The 14,578-nt window shown below is 69.0% G+C and carries 15 protein-coding genes; 8 read left to right on the top strand and 7 right to left on the bottom strand.

Annotated features, from left to right (window positions below; genetic code table 11):
* The first annotated feature begins 7 nt into the window (after nucleotides 1–7).
* Both QF046_RS00975 and QF046_RS00980 read left to right on the top strand, forming a co-directional pair.
* Nucleotides 8–616 carry a transcriptional regulator gene (locus tag QF046_RS00975; protein WP_307365293.1) on the top strand — a complete coding sequence of 203 codons (609 nt, stop codon included), beginning with the start codon at nucleotides 8–10 and terminating at the stop codon, nucleotides 614–616.
* 2 nt (nucleotides 617–618) lie between these two features.
* On the top strand, nucleotides 619–837 hold the full coding sequence (locus QF046_RS00980) for a hypothetical protein (protein WP_307365294.1): 219 nt from the start codon (nucleotides 619–621) through the stop codon (nucleotides 835–837).
* A 26-nt stretch (nucleotides 838–863) separates the two neighbouring features.
* Here the strand turns inward: QF046_RS00980 and QF046_RS00985 are convergent, their stop codons facing one another.
* Nucleotides 864–1,586, bottom strand: a complete 723-nt coding sequence (locus QF046_RS00985) for a TetR/AcrR family transcriptional regulator (RefSeq protein WP_307365295.1) — start codon at nucleotides 1,584–1,586, stop codon at nucleotides 864–866.
* Nucleotides 1,587–1,708: 122 nt separating this feature from the next.
* Here QF046_RS00985 and QF046_RS00990 point away from each other — a divergent pair, with 122 nt between their 5' ends.
* Nucleotides 1,709–3,202: an MFS transporter gene (locus QF046_RS00990; protein WP_307365297.1), complete on the top strand. Its 1,494-nt coding sequence runs from the start codon at nucleotides 1,709–1,711 to the stop codon at nucleotides 3,200–3,202.
* A 13-nt stretch (nucleotides 3,203–3,215) separates the two neighbouring features.
* On the opposite strand, the gene QF046_RS00995 is transcribed toward QF046_RS00990, so the two are convergent.
* On the bottom strand, nucleotides 3,216–4,655 hold the full coding sequence (locus tag QF046_RS00995; protein ID WP_307365298.1) for an MDR family MFS transporter: 1,440 nt from the start codon (nucleotides 4,653–4,655) through the stop codon (nucleotides 3,216–3,218).
* Nucleotides 4,656–4,729: 74 nt separating this feature from the next.
* On the opposite strand from QF046_RS00995, the gene QF046_RS01000 reads away from it, so the two are divergent.
* Nucleotides 4,730–5,332 (top strand): TetR/AcrR family transcriptional regulator, encoded by a 603-nt coding sequence (locus QF046_RS01000; protein ID WP_307365299.1) that lies wholly within the window; start codon nucleotides 4,730–4,732, stop codon nucleotides 5,330–5,332.
* 13 nt (nucleotides 5,333–5,345) lie between these two features.
* Here QF046_RS01000 and QF046_RS01005 read toward each other — a convergent pair whose 3' ends face one another.
* Both QF046_RS01005 and valS read right to left on the bottom strand, forming a co-directional pair.
* The gene (locus QF046_RS01005) at nucleotides 5,346–5,561 is read right to left on the bottom strand and encodes a hypothetical protein (protein ID WP_307365300.1); all 216 of its coding nucleotides are present in this window, start codon (nucleotides 5,559–5,561) and stop codon (nucleotides 5,346–5,348) included.
* Nucleotides 5,561–8,149, bottom strand: a complete 2,589-nt coding sequence (valS, locus tag QF046_RS01010; protein WP_307365302.1) for a valine--tRNA ligase — start codon at nucleotides 8,147–8,149, stop codon at nucleotides 5,561–5,563. The genes QF046_RS01005 and valS overlap by 1 nt, the downstream gene beginning before the upstream one ends.
* A 165-nt stretch (nucleotides 8,150–8,314) precedes the next feature.
* Between valS and QF046_RS01015 the strand changes: the two genes are divergently transcribed.
* The 4 genes from QF046_RS01015 to QF046_RS01030 are packed head-to-tail and all read left to right on the top strand — an operon-like array spanning nucleotide 8,315 to nucleotide 13,227.
* Nucleotides 8,315–9,946, top strand: coding sequence for an ABC transporter substrate-binding protein (locus QF046_RS01015; RefSeq protein ID WP_307365303.1), 1,632 nt, complete (start codon nucleotides 8,315–8,317; stop codon nucleotides 9,944–9,946).
* Between the two features lie 13 nt (nucleotides 9,947–9,959).
* Nucleotides 9,960–10,931 carry an ABC transporter permease gene (locus QF046_RS01020; protein ID WP_307365306.1) on the top strand — a complete coding sequence of 324 codons (972 nt, stop codon included), beginning with the start codon at nucleotides 9,960–9,962 and terminating at the stop codon, nucleotides 10,929–10,931.
* Nucleotides 10,928–11,737, top strand: a complete 810-nt coding sequence (locus QF046_RS01025; protein WP_307365308.1) for an ABC transporter permease — start codon at nucleotides 10,928–10,930, stop codon at nucleotides 11,735–11,737. The genes QF046_RS01020 and QF046_RS01025 overlap by 4 nt, the downstream gene beginning before the upstream one ends.
* The gene (locus tag QF046_RS01030; RefSeq protein ID WP_307365311.1) at nucleotides 11,734–13,227 is read left to right on the top strand and encodes an ABC transporter ATP-binding protein; all 1,494 of its coding nucleotides are present in this window, start codon (nucleotides 11,734–11,736) and stop codon (nucleotides 13,225–13,227) included. The genes QF046_RS01025 and QF046_RS01030 overlap by 4 nt, the downstream gene beginning before the upstream one ends.
* Here QF046_RS01030 and QF046_RS01035 read toward each other — a convergent pair.
* From QF046_RS01035 to QF046_RS01045, 3 genes are read right to left on the bottom strand one after another with little or no spacing between them, the layout of a single operon-like run.
* A complete protein-coding gene (locus QF046_RS01035) occupies nucleotides 13,221–13,475 on the bottom strand; it encodes a Txe/YoeB family addiction module toxin (RefSeq protein ID WP_307365313.1) in 255 nt (84 codons plus the stop codon). The genes QF046_RS01030 and QF046_RS01035 overlap by 7 nt on opposite strands.
* Nucleotides 13,472–13,723 carry a type II toxin-antitoxin system Phd/YefM family antitoxin gene (locus QF046_RS01040; protein ID WP_307365316.1) on the bottom strand — a complete coding sequence of 84 codons (252 nt, stop codon included), beginning with the start codon at nucleotides 13,721–13,723 and terminating at the stop codon, nucleotides 13,472–13,474. Before QF046_RS01040 ends, QF046_RS01035 begins: the two co-directional genes overlap by 4 nt.
* Before the next feature lie 60 nt (nucleotides 13,724–13,783).
* Entirely contained in the window at nucleotides 13,784–14,434 is a 651-nt protein-coding gene (locus QF046_RS01045) for a pentapeptide repeat-containing protein (RefSeq protein ID WP_307365318.1), read from the bottom strand.
* Nucleotides 14,435–14,578 lie beyond the last annotated feature (144 nt).

Consider the following 14,578-nt stretch of genomic DNA (forward strand, 5'->3'; position numbering starts at 1 on the left):
TGCATGCATGACGGAGAACGAGCGGGGACGCACGCTGGAGTCGGGTGCGCTGAAGGCACTCGCGCACCCACTGCGGGTGCGGATCTACGATCTGCTCAGCGAGCGCGGGCCTCAGACGGCCAGCACCCTCGCCCAGCTGATCGGTGAGACCTCAGGTGCCACCAGTTATCACCTGCGAGCTCTGGCCGCGCAGGATCTGATCCGAGAGGTGCCCGATCGCGGCACGGCCCGGGAGCGCTGGTGGGAGCGTCCCAAGGGGCGCATCAATCTGCCTGGTCCGGCCGACGCGACGACCCCCGCGAGCCGGGCCGCGGCGCAGATCGTCACGGCAGAGTTCATGCGGCTGCGTCATCAGGCGCTGATGGACTACCTCAACCGTTCCGAGTCCGAGCAGGCGGAGGGGTGGCAGGACGCCGGCCTCGTCATGACGACGATGCTCGACATCACGCCCGAGCAGATGGCCGAGGTCAGCCGGCAGCTCTCGGAGGTGGTGGATGCCGCGATCGAACGCTACGCCGGCCAGGAGTCCCTGCCCGGTGCCCGACGCGTCACGCTGCGCGCCGATATCTTCGACCTCCCCACCGCGGGACGCCGCACGTCGACCGACAAGGAGTGATCATGACCAGTGCAACGCTTCACCTCGCGGCCCCCACCGCGCTCGAGCGCGGGCTCACGGCCATTGCCGCGACGATCACGCGTTACGTCGACCGCCGCATGGCCCTGCGCGCCGAGCGTCGCGAGATCGCCGTCGATCTGCTTCGCGAGCAGCAGGCGCGCAAGCAGGATCCTCGAGCGCTCGACATCGCGCTGCTGTCGATGGGCTCGCGCTCGCGCTGAGCGGTCTGCCGATGGTCCGCCTCTCGTCAGCGCCCGGCCTGCAGTCGAATCCCCGCCAGCAGGAGGTCGAGGCCTCCGATGAACTGATCGCGGTCGTCGTGGCCGTCGAACTCATCGATGATGTGGTGGACGAACGGAAAGCGATCCGGATCGAGCGCGCGCCACTGCGCCGTCGCGCCGGCCATGTACTCCTCCCGGCTCACGTCCCCCGAGACGACGGCCGCAGGCGGCTCCTGCCCCAGGTCGGCGGCGGTGCCGATCACGTAGCCGACCACGGCTGAGGTCGCGTGGAAGGACTGCCGGGGCGACAGGTCAAGGCGCATCACCTGCTCGCCGATCAACTCGTACAGCTGCAGGGAGTGGACCTGTCTGGTCGTGTCGCGCAGCGCGTAGGCGCCCAACCACGGACGATCAGCGATCGCGTCGAACATGGTCATGCCGATGAGGCGAAGATCATCGATCGGGTCACCGGTGCCGACGCCGTCGACCTCCGTCAGTACGCCGCCCAGCACCGAGTCCGCCGCCAGATCGAGCAGCTCCTCGCGCCCTGAGACGTACCAGTAGACGCTGGCGACACCGCCGCCCAGCCGTGCAGCGAGGGTGCGGAAGGTCAGTCCCTGCGCACCCGACTCGTCGAGGATCGCAACGGCTCCGGCCAGAACGGACTCGAGGGAGTGGGTGGCGCGAGCACGCGATCGCGGACTGCGCGCCCGCGAGGGCGTCTCGGCTGACTGCGGGGACGATGCCATGGCTCCATCCCACCACATGGCGCGACTCGACCGGGAAGCGGCTTGCGAGTTATCGAACATTGTTCTAGTGTATCGAACGGCGTTCGAAACCGAACACTGTTCGATACCGATCCGAGGTACTCATGAGCACCGCACCCGCAGCCCCCACCCGCACCTACATGTCGCTGAAGGCTGCGTGGATACCTCTCGCCGCACTGTGCCTCGCGTTCTTCGTGGAGATGGTCGACAACACGCTGCTCTCGATCGCTCTGCCGACGATCGGGCGCGACCTCGGCGGGGATACGACCGCTCTGCAATGGATCACCGGCGCATACTCGCTCACCTTCGGCGGGCTGCTGCTCACCGCGGGATCGATCGCCGACCGCTTCGGTCGACGCCGGGTGCTGCAGATCGGCCTGGCGCTGTTCGGGCTGATCAGTCTCGCAGTGCTGCTCGTCGGCACGACCGGCGAGCTCATCGCGCTGCGCGCGGCCCTCGGTGTCGCGGCCGCCGCGATGGCGCCGATCACCAACTCCCTCGTGTTCCGGCTCTTCGACGACGACAAGCTCCGCATGCGTGCGATGACGCTGATGATCGTCGTCGGGATGTCGGGATTCGTGCTGGGACCGCTGCTCGGCGGCACGATGCTCGTGCACCTGCCGTGGCAGTGGCTGCTGATCGTCAACGCGCCGATCGCGCTGGTCGCCAGCCTCGGCGTCCACTTCGGTGTGCCGGCCGACAGCGCCGACGGACTCACGAAGGACCGGCTCGATCTGCCGGGTGCGGCGTTCAGCATCCTTACCATCGGCCTTGCGTGCTACGCGCTGACGAGTGGCGTCGAGAACGGCTGGATCTCGCCGATCACGGTCACCGTCGCCGTCGGCGCGGTGGCATCCTGCGGTCTGTTCATCCTCCGGGAGCGCCGCGCGGCATCGCCGATGCTGGACCTGTCGCTGTTCCGCGTCGGCACCGTGCGGGGGGCCGTGATCGCGCAGATCGGCACCTCGGTCGCGATGGCGGGCGTGATGTTCGCGCTCATCCTGCACTTCCAGTACGCATGGGGCTGGTCGCCGCTGCAGGCGGGACTCGCCAACCTGCCGCTCATCGCCACCATGATCCTCGCCACGCCCATCACCGAGCGGCTCATCAGCCGCTTCGGCCACCGCATCGCGTGCCTGTTCGGGGCGGTACTCCTGGCTGCAGGACTCGCGATGATGGCGTGGGCGGTCGAGCAGGACTACCTCGAGATCGCGGTGGCGATGGTGGTCATGACCATCGGCCTGCGCACCGTCATGACGATCTGCGCCGTCGCGCTGGTCGGCGCCATGCCCGAGGATCGCACCTCCATGGGGGCGGCCATGAACGATTCCGCACAGGAGGTCGGCACCAGCGTGGGCACCGCGTTCGTCGGCACGCTGATCGCCGTGCTCGTCACGACGGTCCTGCCGGACGACGCTTGGAGCCCCGAGCTGGTTGCTTCGTTCTTCCACGGCGAGCAGCTCCTGTTCGTCGTGCTCGCCGTGGCGGTGGGGCTCATCTCGAGCATCGGCGCGCTCAGTCTGACGAACGCGCACACCGCGGACGAGCACCCGGCGCCCACCCCTTCCGTCGACGTGGTGATCGACGCGAAGAGGTGAGTGCGCGGGGAGGTCAGCGCGTCGCGCCGACCGGGACCTGGGCCTCCGCCTCGACCGGCTTCGCCCGTCCCGGCAGCACGGTGCAGACGCCCACGGCGACGACGGTGAACCCGACCGCCCACCAGAAGGCGGTGTCGAAGCCGGCGGCGAGGCCGACGAGGTCGGCCGCGCCGCTCGTCGTCGCCTCGAGGATCACGGCGAGGATCGCCGTGCCGAAAGCGCCGCCCAGCTGCTGCGCGAGTCGCGTGATGATGCTCGCATGCGGCACCTGGTCGCGTTCGAGGCCGACGAAGGCGACCGACATCATCGGGATCATCAGGGTTCCCATCCCGAAGCCGCGCACCACCAGTGCCGCCATCAGCCAGACCACGTTCGTGGAGGCATCCGACACGGCGAAGGGGACGGTGGCCAGGCCCATGACGATGAAGCCGACGATCGCGACGGTGCGCGCGCCGAGCGAATCGGTCAGCCGCCCGGCGATCATGCGGCTGAGCAGTGCACCGACGCCCTGAGGGATCAGCAGCAGCGCCGCGGTGAGCACATCCGTGCCCCGGACGATCTGGAAGTAGAGCGGCAGCAGCAGCATCGATCCGTAGAGGGCGGCTCCAGAGAGGAAGAGGATCGCGCCCGAGGTCGCCACCGTCCGGCGCTTCAGCAGCCTGATATCGATCAGCGCCCCAGTGCGCCGCCGCACCTGACTGAACACGAACGCCACTGCCAGCACGACCCCGGCGATGACGGGGATCCACACGTCCAGCCGCGAGAATCCGCCGTCCTGGCTGACGTTGGAGAGCCCGTACAGGATGCCGACGAGCGCCGGCGAGATCAGGACCAGCCCCACCCAGTCCAGTGCCGGACGGCCACGGGGAGTGTCGGAAGGGAGGAATCGCCAGGCGAGCGCGAGCCCGACGAGGCAGAAGGGCACATTCACCCAGAAGATCCAGTGCCAGTCCAGCCAGGTGAGGATGAGCCCGCCGAGGGTCGGGCCGATGATGGGTCCGAGCGCGGCCGGCAGGCTGACCATCGCCATGAGGCGCCCGAGGCTCGCACCGGCGGGAACCTGCTGCACGGCGAGGGTCGCCATGAGCGGCATCATCAGGCCGCCGCCGAAGCCCTGCAGGACGCGGAACGCGATCAGACTGGGCGCGTCCCAGGCCAGGCTGCACGCGATCGAGGCGATCAGGAAGATGGTGAGCGCGATCATCCAGAGGCGTTTTCCGCCGAGCCGGGCCTGGGCCCACCCGACGATCGGGATGGCGACCCCGAGCGCGAGCAGATACGCCGTGGTCACCCACTGGATGGTACTGACCGGCACGTCGAGATCCTTCGCGAGCGTGGCCAGCGCGACGCTCATGATGGTGCCGTCGAAGATGACGGCGAGGCCCCCGGCGACCAGCACCAGAGCGGAGACGATGGCGCTGCGCGGTACCGCGGGCGCTGTGGGGGAAGTCATGCGAACTCCTTCGAATAAGATACAGACGTGTATCTACCGTTGGCGAGTGTACGCGGGCCGGATAAGATACACAAATGGATCTTGAGAAGCCGACGAAACGACGCCGCGGACAGGAACTCGAGAATGCGATCCTCGCCGCAGGCTGGGATCAGCTTGTCGAGGGCGGGTACAACGCGTTCACGATCGACGGGGTCGCCGAACGGGCGGACACCAGTCGCTCGGTGATCTACCGGCGCTGGCCCGATCGTGACGACCTCCTGGAGGCCTCGCTCACGTACGGCCTGAATCAGGGACGAGAGCTGACGCCGCCCGACACCGGGAGCCTGCGCGGCGACATGATCGAGGCGCTGCGCCGCTCCAACCGGCTGCGTGGATCCATCGCACCGCTGATGAGCGTGTTCATGGGCGCCTACTATGCCGACTCCGGCCGCACGTTCGCCGAGGTGCGAGAGCGGGCGCTCGGACCACGCGGCGGCGGTCCGCTCGACATCATCCTGGAGAGGGCCGTCGCTCGGGGGGAGGCCGATGCCGCGAAGCTCACCCCGCGGGTGAGGTCGGTCGCGGTCGACCTGTTCCGCCACGAGATGCTGATCACGGCGGCGCCGCTGTCGGACGAGGTGCTCGATGAGATCGTCGACGACGTGTTCCTGCCGCTGGTGCGACCCGACAGGACGTGACGGGAATTCTGGCTCAGTCGTCGAACGGGCGGGCGACGACCTCGCCGGATGCCGTGAGCAGGACCTCCCACCCGGCATCCAGCTCGGCCAGTGGCCGGCCTTCGAGCCAGGTGAGGGTCCAGTGCCCTGTCAGACCGCGTCCCTCGACATCGGCGATCGCCGGGCGCAGCGCTGCCGGCACGGATGCCGGCGGCTGCGTCCCGGCCGCCCAGCGGGTGCCGAGCTGCATCACTGCTCCACCGGAGCCAGCTCGATCGCCGTGACGGCCAGCTCGTCGCCCTCCACGACGGTGAGCTCCGCGATGCGACCGACTGCCCGCAGATCGTCGGCGGCCGCGCGCAGTGCATCGGCCTTGGCCGGAGGCGCCGCGATCGTCGCGCTGGAAACCGGGGTCTTCTGCGAGGCCTTGGCCTCGGTCTTGGCACGACGGATGCCGATCAGCGCAGCGCTGGCGACGGACAGCACCGCCGGGTCGCCCTCGGAGCCGAGCGGCTCCGGCCAGGAGGCGGTGTGGATCGAGCCGTCCTCGAACCAGGACCACGCCTCCTCGGTCGCGAAGGACACGATCGGGGCCAGCAGGCGCAGCAGGGTCGACAGTGCCAGGCGCAGGGCGAGCGCCGCGGAGGCCTGGCCGACATCCGTCTGGTCGTAGGCGCGCTCCTTGACGAGCTCGAGGTAGTCGTCGCAGAACGTCCAGAAGAACGCCTCGGTGACCTCCAGCGCCTTGGCCTGGTCGTAGTTCTCGTACGCGGCGGTGGCCTCGCGGGTCACGGCGTCCAGCGTCGCGAGCATCGAGGCGTCCAGCGCGTGGGTGATCTGCGCGCCCTCGGGCACGGGGAAGGAGAGCACGAACTTCGCCGCGTTGAGGATCTTGATCGCCAGGCGGCGCCCGATCTTCACCTGGGTGGGGTTCTGCGGGTCGAAGGCCGCATCCATGCCCAGTCGGCTCGATGCCGACCAGTACCGCACGGCATCCGAACCGTGCTTCTCCAGGATGTCGGCGGGGGTGACCACGTTGCCCTTGGACTTGGACATCTTCTTGCGGTCGGGGTCGACGATGAAGCCGGAGATCGCCGCGTTGCTCCACGGTGCGCGCTGGTCCTCCAGCGTCGAGCGGAGCATGGTCGAGAACAGCCAGGTGCGGATGATGTCCTGGCCCTGCGGACGCAGATCGAACGGCGCGACCAGGTTCCAGAGGTCCTTGTCGCGCTGCCAGCCGCCGGCCAGCTGCGGGGTGAGCGAGGAGGTCGCCCAGGTGTCGAAGATGTCCTGCTCGGCCACGAAGCCGCCAGGCACGCCGCGCTGCTCCTCGGTGAAGCCCGCCGGCACGTCGGTCGTCGGGTCGATGGGCAGGATGTCGTGGGCAGGGGTGAGCACGCGGTCGTAGTCGCGCTCACCGTTCTCGTCGAGGCCGTACCAGATCGGGATCGGCACGCCGAAGAAGCGCTGACGCGAGACCAGCCAGTCACCGGTGAGCCCGCCCACCCAGTTCTCGTAGCGCACCCGCATGAAGTCGGGATGCCAGGACATCTGCTTGCCGTTCTCCAGCAGCTGGTCGCGCAGCTCGGCATCGCGGGCGCCGTTGCGGATGTACCACTGGCGGGTGGAGACGATCTCCAGCGGGCGGTCGCCCTTCTCGAAGAACTTCACCGCGTGGTTGAAGGGCTTGCCGACCTCGATGAGCTCGCCCGACTCGCCCAGCAGCTCCACGATGGTCTTGCGGGCGCTGAACACGGTCTTGCCTGCCAGCTGCTCGTAGGCCGCCTTGCCGGCATCCGTCCGGATCGCCTCGGGAGCATCGGTCAGCACGCGGCCGTCCTTGCCGAGGATCGTGCGGTTGGGCAGATCCAGCTCCCGCCACCAGATGATGTCGGTCACGTCGCCGAAGGTGCAGATCATGGCGATGCCCGAGCCCTTGTCCGGCTGGGCGAGGTGGTGCGCGAGCACCGGCACCTCGACGTCGAAGACAGGAGTGCGCACGGTGGTGCCGAACGAGGCCTGGTACCGCTCGTCATCCGGGTGCGCGACCAGTGCCACGCAGGCGGCCAGCAGCTCGGGACGGGTGGTCTCGATGTGGATGTCGCCGGAGCCGTCCGTGCGGTGGAAGGCGAGGCGGTGATACGCAGCCTGCTGCTCGCGGTCTTCGAGCTCGGCCTGCGCGATCGCGGAGCGGAAGTCGATGTCCCACAGCGTCGGGGCCAGCGACTGGTACGCCTCGCCGCGGTCCAGTCCGCGCAGGAACGCCAGCTGGCTCTGCCGGATGGTGTCGTCGGAGATGGTGCGGTAGGTCTGGGTCCAGTCCACGCTGAGCCCCAGCTGGCGGAACAGCGCCTCGAACTGCTTCTCGTCCTCGATGGTCAGTTTCTCGCACAGCTCGATGAAGTTGCGGCGGCTGATGGGCAGCTGGTCGGCCGCCCGGGAGGACTTGTTGTCGCCGCCCTCGAACGGGGGCGTGAACTCGGGGTCGTAGGGGAGCGTGGGGTCGCACCGCACGCCGTAGTAGTTCTGCACGCGACGCTCGGTGGGCAGGCCGTTGTCGTCCCAGCCCATCGGGTAGAAGACGCTCTTGCCGCGCATGCGCTCGAAGCGGGCCTTGATGTCGGTGTGCGTGTACGAGAACACGTGGCCGATGTGCAGGCTGCCGGATGCCGTCGGCGGGGGAGTGTCGATCGAGTAGACGCCCTTGCGGCCGGCCTCTGCGGCGCGGATGCGGTCGAACAGAAACGTGCCCTGCTCCGACCAGCGCTCACCCCACTTCGCTTCAAGGCCTTCGAGGACGGGCTTGTCGGGGATCTGGTTCGATGCGGACGCGGCCATGTCGGTCTCCTTGAGCGATGTGTGCGGCACTGTGTGAGCGTGCCTGAGTGTGGGTTGTCCGAGAAGTCTATCGGCTGCCCCGGCGATCGGTTTTGATCGACCCCGTCCAAGAAACGCCGCTAGCATGGAGTGTTCCCCTGTTCCGCACTTTCGCGAGGTTCCCGAATGCCTTCTCTTCCCGTGCGTCTTCTCCCTCTCGCTGCGCTCGCCGCGGCATCCGCTCTGATTCTCAGCGCCTGTGCCGGTCCCGCATCCGACGGCGCGGCCGACCCTGCCGCGAACACCGATGCTGAGCTCACCTGGGCGATCGAGGGCGCCAACCTCGCCAACGGGCACATGGACCCGCAGACCAGCCAGCTGGACGTGTCGGCGATGGTGCAGCGGCAGGTGCTGGACTCCCTGGTGTTCCAGGAGGCCGACGGCTCTTTCTCGCCGTGGCTGGCCAAGAGCTGGAAGGTCTCCGATGACGGCAGGGCCTACACGTTCGAGCTGCGCGAAGACGTGACCTTCACCGACGGCACCCTGTTCGATGCCGCTGCGGTCAAGGCGAACTTCGACCGCATCGTGGATCCGAAGACCGAGTCCGCGCAGGCGGCCAGCATGCTCGGCGGCGAGCTGTACGCCGGGACGAAGGTCATCGACGACCACACCGTCGAGGTCGACTTCACCCAGCCGTACGCTCCCTTCCTGCAGGCGGCGAGCACCGCCCAGCTGGGCTTCTGGTCGCCGAAGGTGCTGGAGTCCTCGGCCGATCAGCTCAAGGCGGGCGGCCCGGACGTGTCGATCGGCACCGGTCCGTTCGCGCTCAGCGAGTACACCGCCGATCAGGAGCTCGTCTTCACCCGCAACGACGACTACGCATGGGGTCCTGACGGCGCGAAGGCTCCGAAGATCAAGACGCTGCGCGTGGAGATCCTGCCCGAGGCCTCCGTGCGCGCCGGTGTGCTGAGCTCCGGCGAGGCGCAGATCGCGAGCAATCTGCCGCCTAACGCCGTCTCCGGTCTCGGCGATGACATCACGGTCGCCTCGAAGGAGTACCCGGGCCTGCCGTACTCGCTGTTCCTCAACGAGAAGTACGGCGTCTTCGCCGACCAGAAGGTGCGCCAGGCGTTCGAGCTGTCCATCGATGTCGACGCCGCGGTCAAGCAGATCTTCTTCGGCCAGTTCCCGCGCGCGTGGAGCATCCTCGGCCCCACCACTCCCGGCTACGACAAGGCGCTCGAGGGCACGTGGGCGTTCGACGCCGACAAGGCGAACGCCCTGCTGGACGAGGCGGGCTGGACCGAGCGCGGCAAGGACGGCATCCGCGTCAAGGACGGCAAGCGCCTCTCCGCGCGCTGGATCGCCTGGACCCCGATCTCCGACGACCGCACGGCACTGGCCAACGCGATCCAGTCCGACCTGAAGAAGGTCGGCTTCGAGATCGTCCGCGAGAAGCTCGAGCCCGCCGCGTACAACGAGCAGTACGGGCCCAAGACCTACGACCTCACCGACTGGGACTTCTCCGGCGTGGATGCCGACCTGCTGCGCAGCCACCTGGGCACCGACGGCTTCCAGAACGCCTCGCAGGTCAGCGACCCGGCTGTGGACAAGCTGCTGGCCGAGGGCCTGGCGACCAGCGACACGGCCGAGCGCGCCGCGATCTACACGAAGATCCAGCAGTGGAACTCCGAGCACGTGGCCATCGTCCCGCTGTACGTCGCCTCGCAGATCACCGCCTCCGCGAAGGACGTCACGGGCCTGACCTACGACCTGTACGGCCGTCCGCTGTTCTACGACGTGAGTCTCTCCGACTGACATCCTTGTCCACGTGGCACGTCTTCTGAGCAGGGTCGCGGGGATCGCAGCATCCGCCGTCTTCGTGCTGTGGGGTGCCGCGACGCTGGCGTTCCTCGCGTTCCGGGTGATCCCCGGTGACGCCGTGTCGGTGATGCTGGGCCCGCAGGCCCAGGTCAGCGAGCAGGTCAAGGACGGCATCCGCGCGGACCTGGGGTTGGATCGTCCGCCTCTGGAGCAGTACTTCGGCTACCTCGGGGGGCTGCTGCACGGCGATCTCGGCCGCTCGTACCAGCTGCGGCTGCCGGTGACCGAGGTGATCGGACGCCAGCTCGGACCGACCCTGCAGCTGACCGCCGTGGCACTGCTGATCGCCCTCGTCCTGGCGCTCGCCGTGGCGCTGTTCGCGCGTCGCGGTGTCGCGCGGGCGCTGGTGGTCACCGTCGAGCTGATCGTGCTCTCCTCGCCGGTGTTCTGGATCGGACTCCTGCTGCTGGCGGTCTTCGCCTTCGGGTTGGGCTGGTTCCCCGTCGCGGGCTCCCGCAGTCCCGCCACGATCGTGCTGCCCGCGGTGACCCTGGCGCTGCCGGTCGCCGCGCTGATCGGGCAGGTGCTGCGCGACGGCATCGACCAGGCCGAGCGGCAGCCCTTCGCGGAGACCGTGCGAGCCCGCGGTGCCGGTTCTGCACGGGTGGTGCTGCGGCACTCGCTGCGGCACGGAGCGGCGAACACCCTCACGCTCACCGCGTACCTGGTGGGATCCCTGCTGGGCGGTGCGGTGCTCGTCGAGACCGTTTTCGCACGACCAGGGCTCGGCCGGGTCACGTTGGCCGCGATCATCAACCGGGACCTGCCCGTGGTCGCCGGGATCATCATGCTCAGCGCGCTGGTGTTCGTGGTGGTCAATGTGGCGGTCGAGCTGCTGCACCCGCTGCTGGACCCGCGACTGCGCGGGCGGACCGCGTCGTTCGGCGGGGGCATGCCGGCGATGGGGGAGCGACGATGAGGGCGCGCACCGCGGGGATGTGGGTGGCCGCAGCGTTCCTCGCCCTGGTGGCGCTCGCCGCCTTCGCGCCGGGCCTGCTGGCGTCGCAGGACCCGTTGCAGACCGATGTGCGCGCCGCCCTGCAGCCGCCGAGCGCCGCGCACCTGTTCGGCACCGACCAGTCCGGCCGGGATGTGTTCTCGCGCGTGGTGCACGGCGCCGCTCGGTCAGCGGGGATCGGGCTGCTGGCCACCGTGCTGGCCCTCGTGATCGGGCTGATCGTCGGCGCACTGTCCGGCATCGCCCCGCGACCGATCGACACGGCGACGATGCGGGTGACCGACATCCTGCTCGCGTTCCCGGAGTTCCTCGTCGCGCTGATCGTCGTGGCGGTGCTCGGCCCGGGCGGGGTGAACGTCGCGATCGCCGTGACCGTGGCCGCCGTGCCGGTGTACATCCGGCTGGCGCGTATGCAGACCCGCACGCTGCGGATCGCCGAGCACGTCGAGGCGGCGCGCATACTCGGGGTGGGGCGCCTGCGCGCGTTCACGCGGCACGTGGTGCCTGGTGTGTTCGGGGCGCTCAGTGTGCTGGCGACGATCGGGATCGGTTCGGCGATCCTGGCCGCGGCGGGACTGAGCTTCCTGGGCCTGGGACCCGCGGAGCCCGACCCGGAGTGGGGGCTGATGCTCGCGGGTGGACGCAACGTCCTGGGGCAGGCCTGGTGGATCTCGGTGTTCCCAGGGCTGGCGATCACGATGACCGTGATCAGCGCCACCGTCATCGGCCGCACTTTGCGCGCTCGCGCCGACGGGAGTGCGTCATGACCGCCGTCGACGTGCAGGAGCTGCGGGTCGAGATCGCCGGGCGCGCGGTCGTGGACGGCGTCAGCTTCACGGTCGCGCCGGGGGAGTGCGTGGCGATCGTCGGGGAATCCGGCGCGGGCAAGTCGCTCACCGCCCGTGCGCTGCTGGGGCTGCTCCCCGAGAGGGCGGTCGTGTCGGCATCCCGCCTGGAGATCGACGGAGCGGATGCCGCACGGCTGAGCGAGCTCGGCTGGCGCAGACTGCGGGGTCGATCGATCGCCCTGGTGTCCCAAGACGCCCTGGCCGCGCTGGATCCGCTGCGCCGGATCGGACGGGAAGTCGCCGAGCCCATGGAGATCCACGGGCTGCATCCCGGCGGCCGCGACGACCGGGTGCAGGAGCTGCTGACCTCGGTATCGATGCCCGACCCGGTGCGGACCGTGCAGAGTCGACCTCACGAGTTGTCGGGCGGAATGCGCCAGCGCGCACTGATCGCCTCGGCGCTCGCCGGGGAGCCGGCCGTGCTCGTGGCGGATGAGGCGACCACGGCACTGGATGCCACGGTGCAGGCGCGCATCCTCGACCTGCTGCGCTCGATCGCCGACGCGGGCACCGCCGTGGTGTTCATCAGTCATGACTTCGCCGCGGTGCGCCGGGTCGCCGACCGCGTGCTGGTGATGCGCGACGGGGTGATCGTGGAGCAGGGCGCCGTCGATGAGGTCATGCGCGCACCACGCAGCGAATACACCCGGGCGCTGGTCGCCGCCAGCACGGCCGACCTGCGTGCGCCGCGGGAGGGTGGGGCCGTTCCGCTGCTGCAGGCTCGCGGCCTGTCGGTGGCGTTCGATCGCCCCGCCGTCGTCGGAGCGAGCTTCACGCTCTCCTCCGGACGGACGCTGGGAGTCGTGGGGGAATCCGGCTCGGGCAAGACGACGCTGGCTCGGATGCTGGTGGGGGTGCAGCATCCGGATGCAGGGGAGCTGACATGGTCATCACCGCAGCGGGTGCAGCTCGTGCACCAGAACCCGCTCGGAGCCTTCGACCCGCGCTGGACGATCGCCCGCTCTCTGACCGAGGCGCTGCAGGCCGCCGGGGTGCCGCGCGAGGAACGCCCCTCTCGGGTCATCGGGCTGCTCGCCGAGGTCGGGCTGGCACCGGAGCTGGCGGGTCGGCGCGCACGTGAGCTGTCCGGAGGTCAGCGGCAGCGCGCCGCGATCGCCCGCGCGCTCGCCGCGGACCCGACCGTCCTCGTGCTCGACGAGCCGGTCTCCGCTCTCGACCCGACCGTGCGCGGCCAGGTGCTCGCGCTGCTGGATCGGCTGCAACAGGAGCGGGAGCTGACCATGGTGTTCGTCTCGCACGACCTGGCGGTGATCGCCGCGGTGTGCGACGACGTGCTGGTGATGCAGGACGGGGTGATCGTCGAGCAGGGCCCGGTGGCGGACGTGTTCGCCGCTCCCCGGCATCCGTTCACCCGGGAGCTGCTTGCGGCAGCGGGTGCGGATCAGTAGTGATAGCGGCAGGCCGCGATGCGCACCTCGTCGTCGACGAGCCGGTAGACGAGTCGGTGCTCGGCATTGATCCGTCGAGACCAGTAGCCCGAGAAGCCGTGTTTGAGTGGCTCGGGCTTTCCGATCCCCTCGTTGCCGTTGCGGACGATGTCCATGATCAGCTGGTTGATGCGCTTGAGCAGTTTGCGATCCTGAGCCTGCCACCACAGATAGTCGTCCCAGGCTTCGGGGCTGAAGGTGATCTTCATCCCAGGAGATCGCGTACGGAGCCTCCGCCGGATTCGAGCGCATCGATGGATGTGAGAAGTCGGCGGGCATTCGCCGGGCTGCGCAGAAGATACGCCGTCTCCTTGAGTGATTCGTAGTCATCGAGAGAGACGATTACGGCCGGTTCGCGACCCGCGCGCGTGATGACGATCTCCTCGCGGTCGTCGACGACACTGTCCAGAACCTCGGCATACCGGGCTCGGGAGTCGCTGTAGCTCATGGTTCTCATGACCCCTCCTCACGTTGCGTACGTATTATTGTACGTCACTTAGTACCGCTCTGGGTGAGTTCAGTCGCGCAGGGCGATGCCGGCCGCCGCCGCGAATGCCGGCGCGAGCAACTCGGCCTGACGGAAGGTGAGCGTCGTTCCCCTCAGCGAGGCAACGTCGAGGAAGGACAGCGCGTCGAGTCCGCGCAGGTCGACGTGCTCGGCGCGCAGGCCCCGGGTGTCGACCTCATCGGAACGGCTGTCGGTGAAAGCGAGGCGGGTGAGGGTCGCGCCGGGCAGGTCGAGAGCGGTGATCTGGCAGGAGCCGATGCGCACGTCGACGGCCTTCGCCGCTGCGAGGGTGAGGTAATCGATCCGCACGCCGTGCAACTCCAGCTCGCCGATGCGGGCATCGCTGAGATCGAGGGTGCCGATCCGGCCGCCGGAGATGCGCACCCGGCGAAGATTCGCCGACCGTGCAGGCAGATCTGCGATGCGCAGCTCCCGCAGCTCGACATCCATCAGGGTCGCGCCGCGCAGGTCCAGCGTGTCAGCGGTCCCGGTGAGCACGCACTGCTCGAGCGTGGAGTGGGCGAGATCCGCATTGCCGTCGAGCTCGATGCGGGAGGCGATGAGATCCGTGCTGCGCCGCGGCTGCGCGGCATCCAGACGCTCGGGCAGATCGGGTGCGGATACCAGGGGCGGGCGGAGGTCATCACTGCGTCGAGCCATGCGCTCGACTCTAGGCGAGGGCGCTGGCGCGGACGGAAAACGTCGGTGAGGGACGCCGCGCACCGACGTTTTCCATCCGGCTCGACGACTCTCGGATGGAAAGGGCTGGTTCGCCGGGCCGGGGACCTACGGTTTCCATCTTCC

The sequence above is a fragment of the Microbacterium sp. W4I4 genome, from assembly GCF_030816235.1.
Taxonomy (GTDB): domain Bacteria; phylum Actinomycetota; class Actinomycetes; order Actinomycetales; family Microbacteriaceae; genus Microbacterium.

What these genes read in the sequence shown, in the direction of transcription:
- QF046_RS00975 (WP_307365293.1), top strand. Translation starts at nt 8, where the DNA reads ATGACGGAGAACGAGCGGGGACGCACGCTGGAGTCGGGTGCGCTGAAG.
- QF046_RS00980 (WP_307365294.1), top strand. Translation starts at nt 619, where the DNA reads ATGACCAGTGCAACGCTTCACCTCGCGGCCCCCACCGCGCTCGAGCGC.
- QF046_RS00985 (WP_307365295.1), bottom strand. Translation starts at nt 1,586, where the DNA reads ATGGCATCGTCCCCGCAGTCAGCCGAGACGCCCTCGCGGGCGCGCAGT.
- QF046_RS00990 (WP_307365297.1), top strand. Translation starts at nt 1,709, where the DNA reads ATGAGCACCGCACCCGCAGCCCCCACCCGCACCTACATGTCGCTGAAG.
- QF046_RS00995 (WP_307365298.1), bottom strand. Translation starts at nt 4,655, where the DNA reads ATGACTTCCCCCACAGCGCCCGCGGTACCGCGCAGCGCCATCGTCTCC.
- QF046_RS01000 (WP_307365299.1), top strand. Translation starts at nt 4,730, where the DNA reads ATGGATCTTGAGAAGCCGACGAAACGACGCCGCGGACAGGAACTCGAG.
- QF046_RS01005 (WP_307365300.1), bottom strand. Translation starts at nt 5,561, where the DNA reads ATGCAGCTCGGCACCCGCTGGGCGGCCGGGACGCAGCCGCCGGCATCC.
- valS (WP_307365302.1), bottom strand. Translation starts at nt 8,149, where the DNA reads ATGGCCGCGTCCGCATCGAACCAGATCCCCGACAAGCCCGTCCTCGAA.
- QF046_RS01015 (WP_307365303.1), top strand. Translation starts at nt 8,315, where the DNA reads ATGCCTTCTCTTCCCGTGCGTCTTCTCCCTCTCGCTGCGCTCGCCGCG.
- QF046_RS01025 (WP_307365308.1), top strand. Translation starts at nt 10,928, where the DNA reads ATGAGGGCGCGCACCGCGGGGATGTGGGTGGCCGCAGCGTTCCTCGCC.
- QF046_RS01030 (WP_307365311.1), top strand. Translation starts at nt 11,734, where the DNA reads ATGACCGCCGTCGACGTGCAGGAGCTGCGGGTCGAGATCGCCGGGCGC.
- QF046_RS01035 (WP_307365313.1), bottom strand. Translation starts at nt 13,475, where the DNA reads ATGAAGATCACCTTCAGCCCCGAAGCCTGGGACGACTATCTGTGGTGG.
- QF046_RS01040 (WP_307365316.1), bottom strand. Translation starts at nt 13,723, where the DNA reads ATGAGAACCATGAGCTACAGCGACTCCCGAGCCCGGTATGCCGAGGTT.
- QF046_RS01045 (WP_307365318.1), bottom strand. Translation starts at nt 14,434, where the DNA reads ATGGCTCGACGCAGTGATGACCTCCGCCCGCCCCTGGTATCCGCACCC.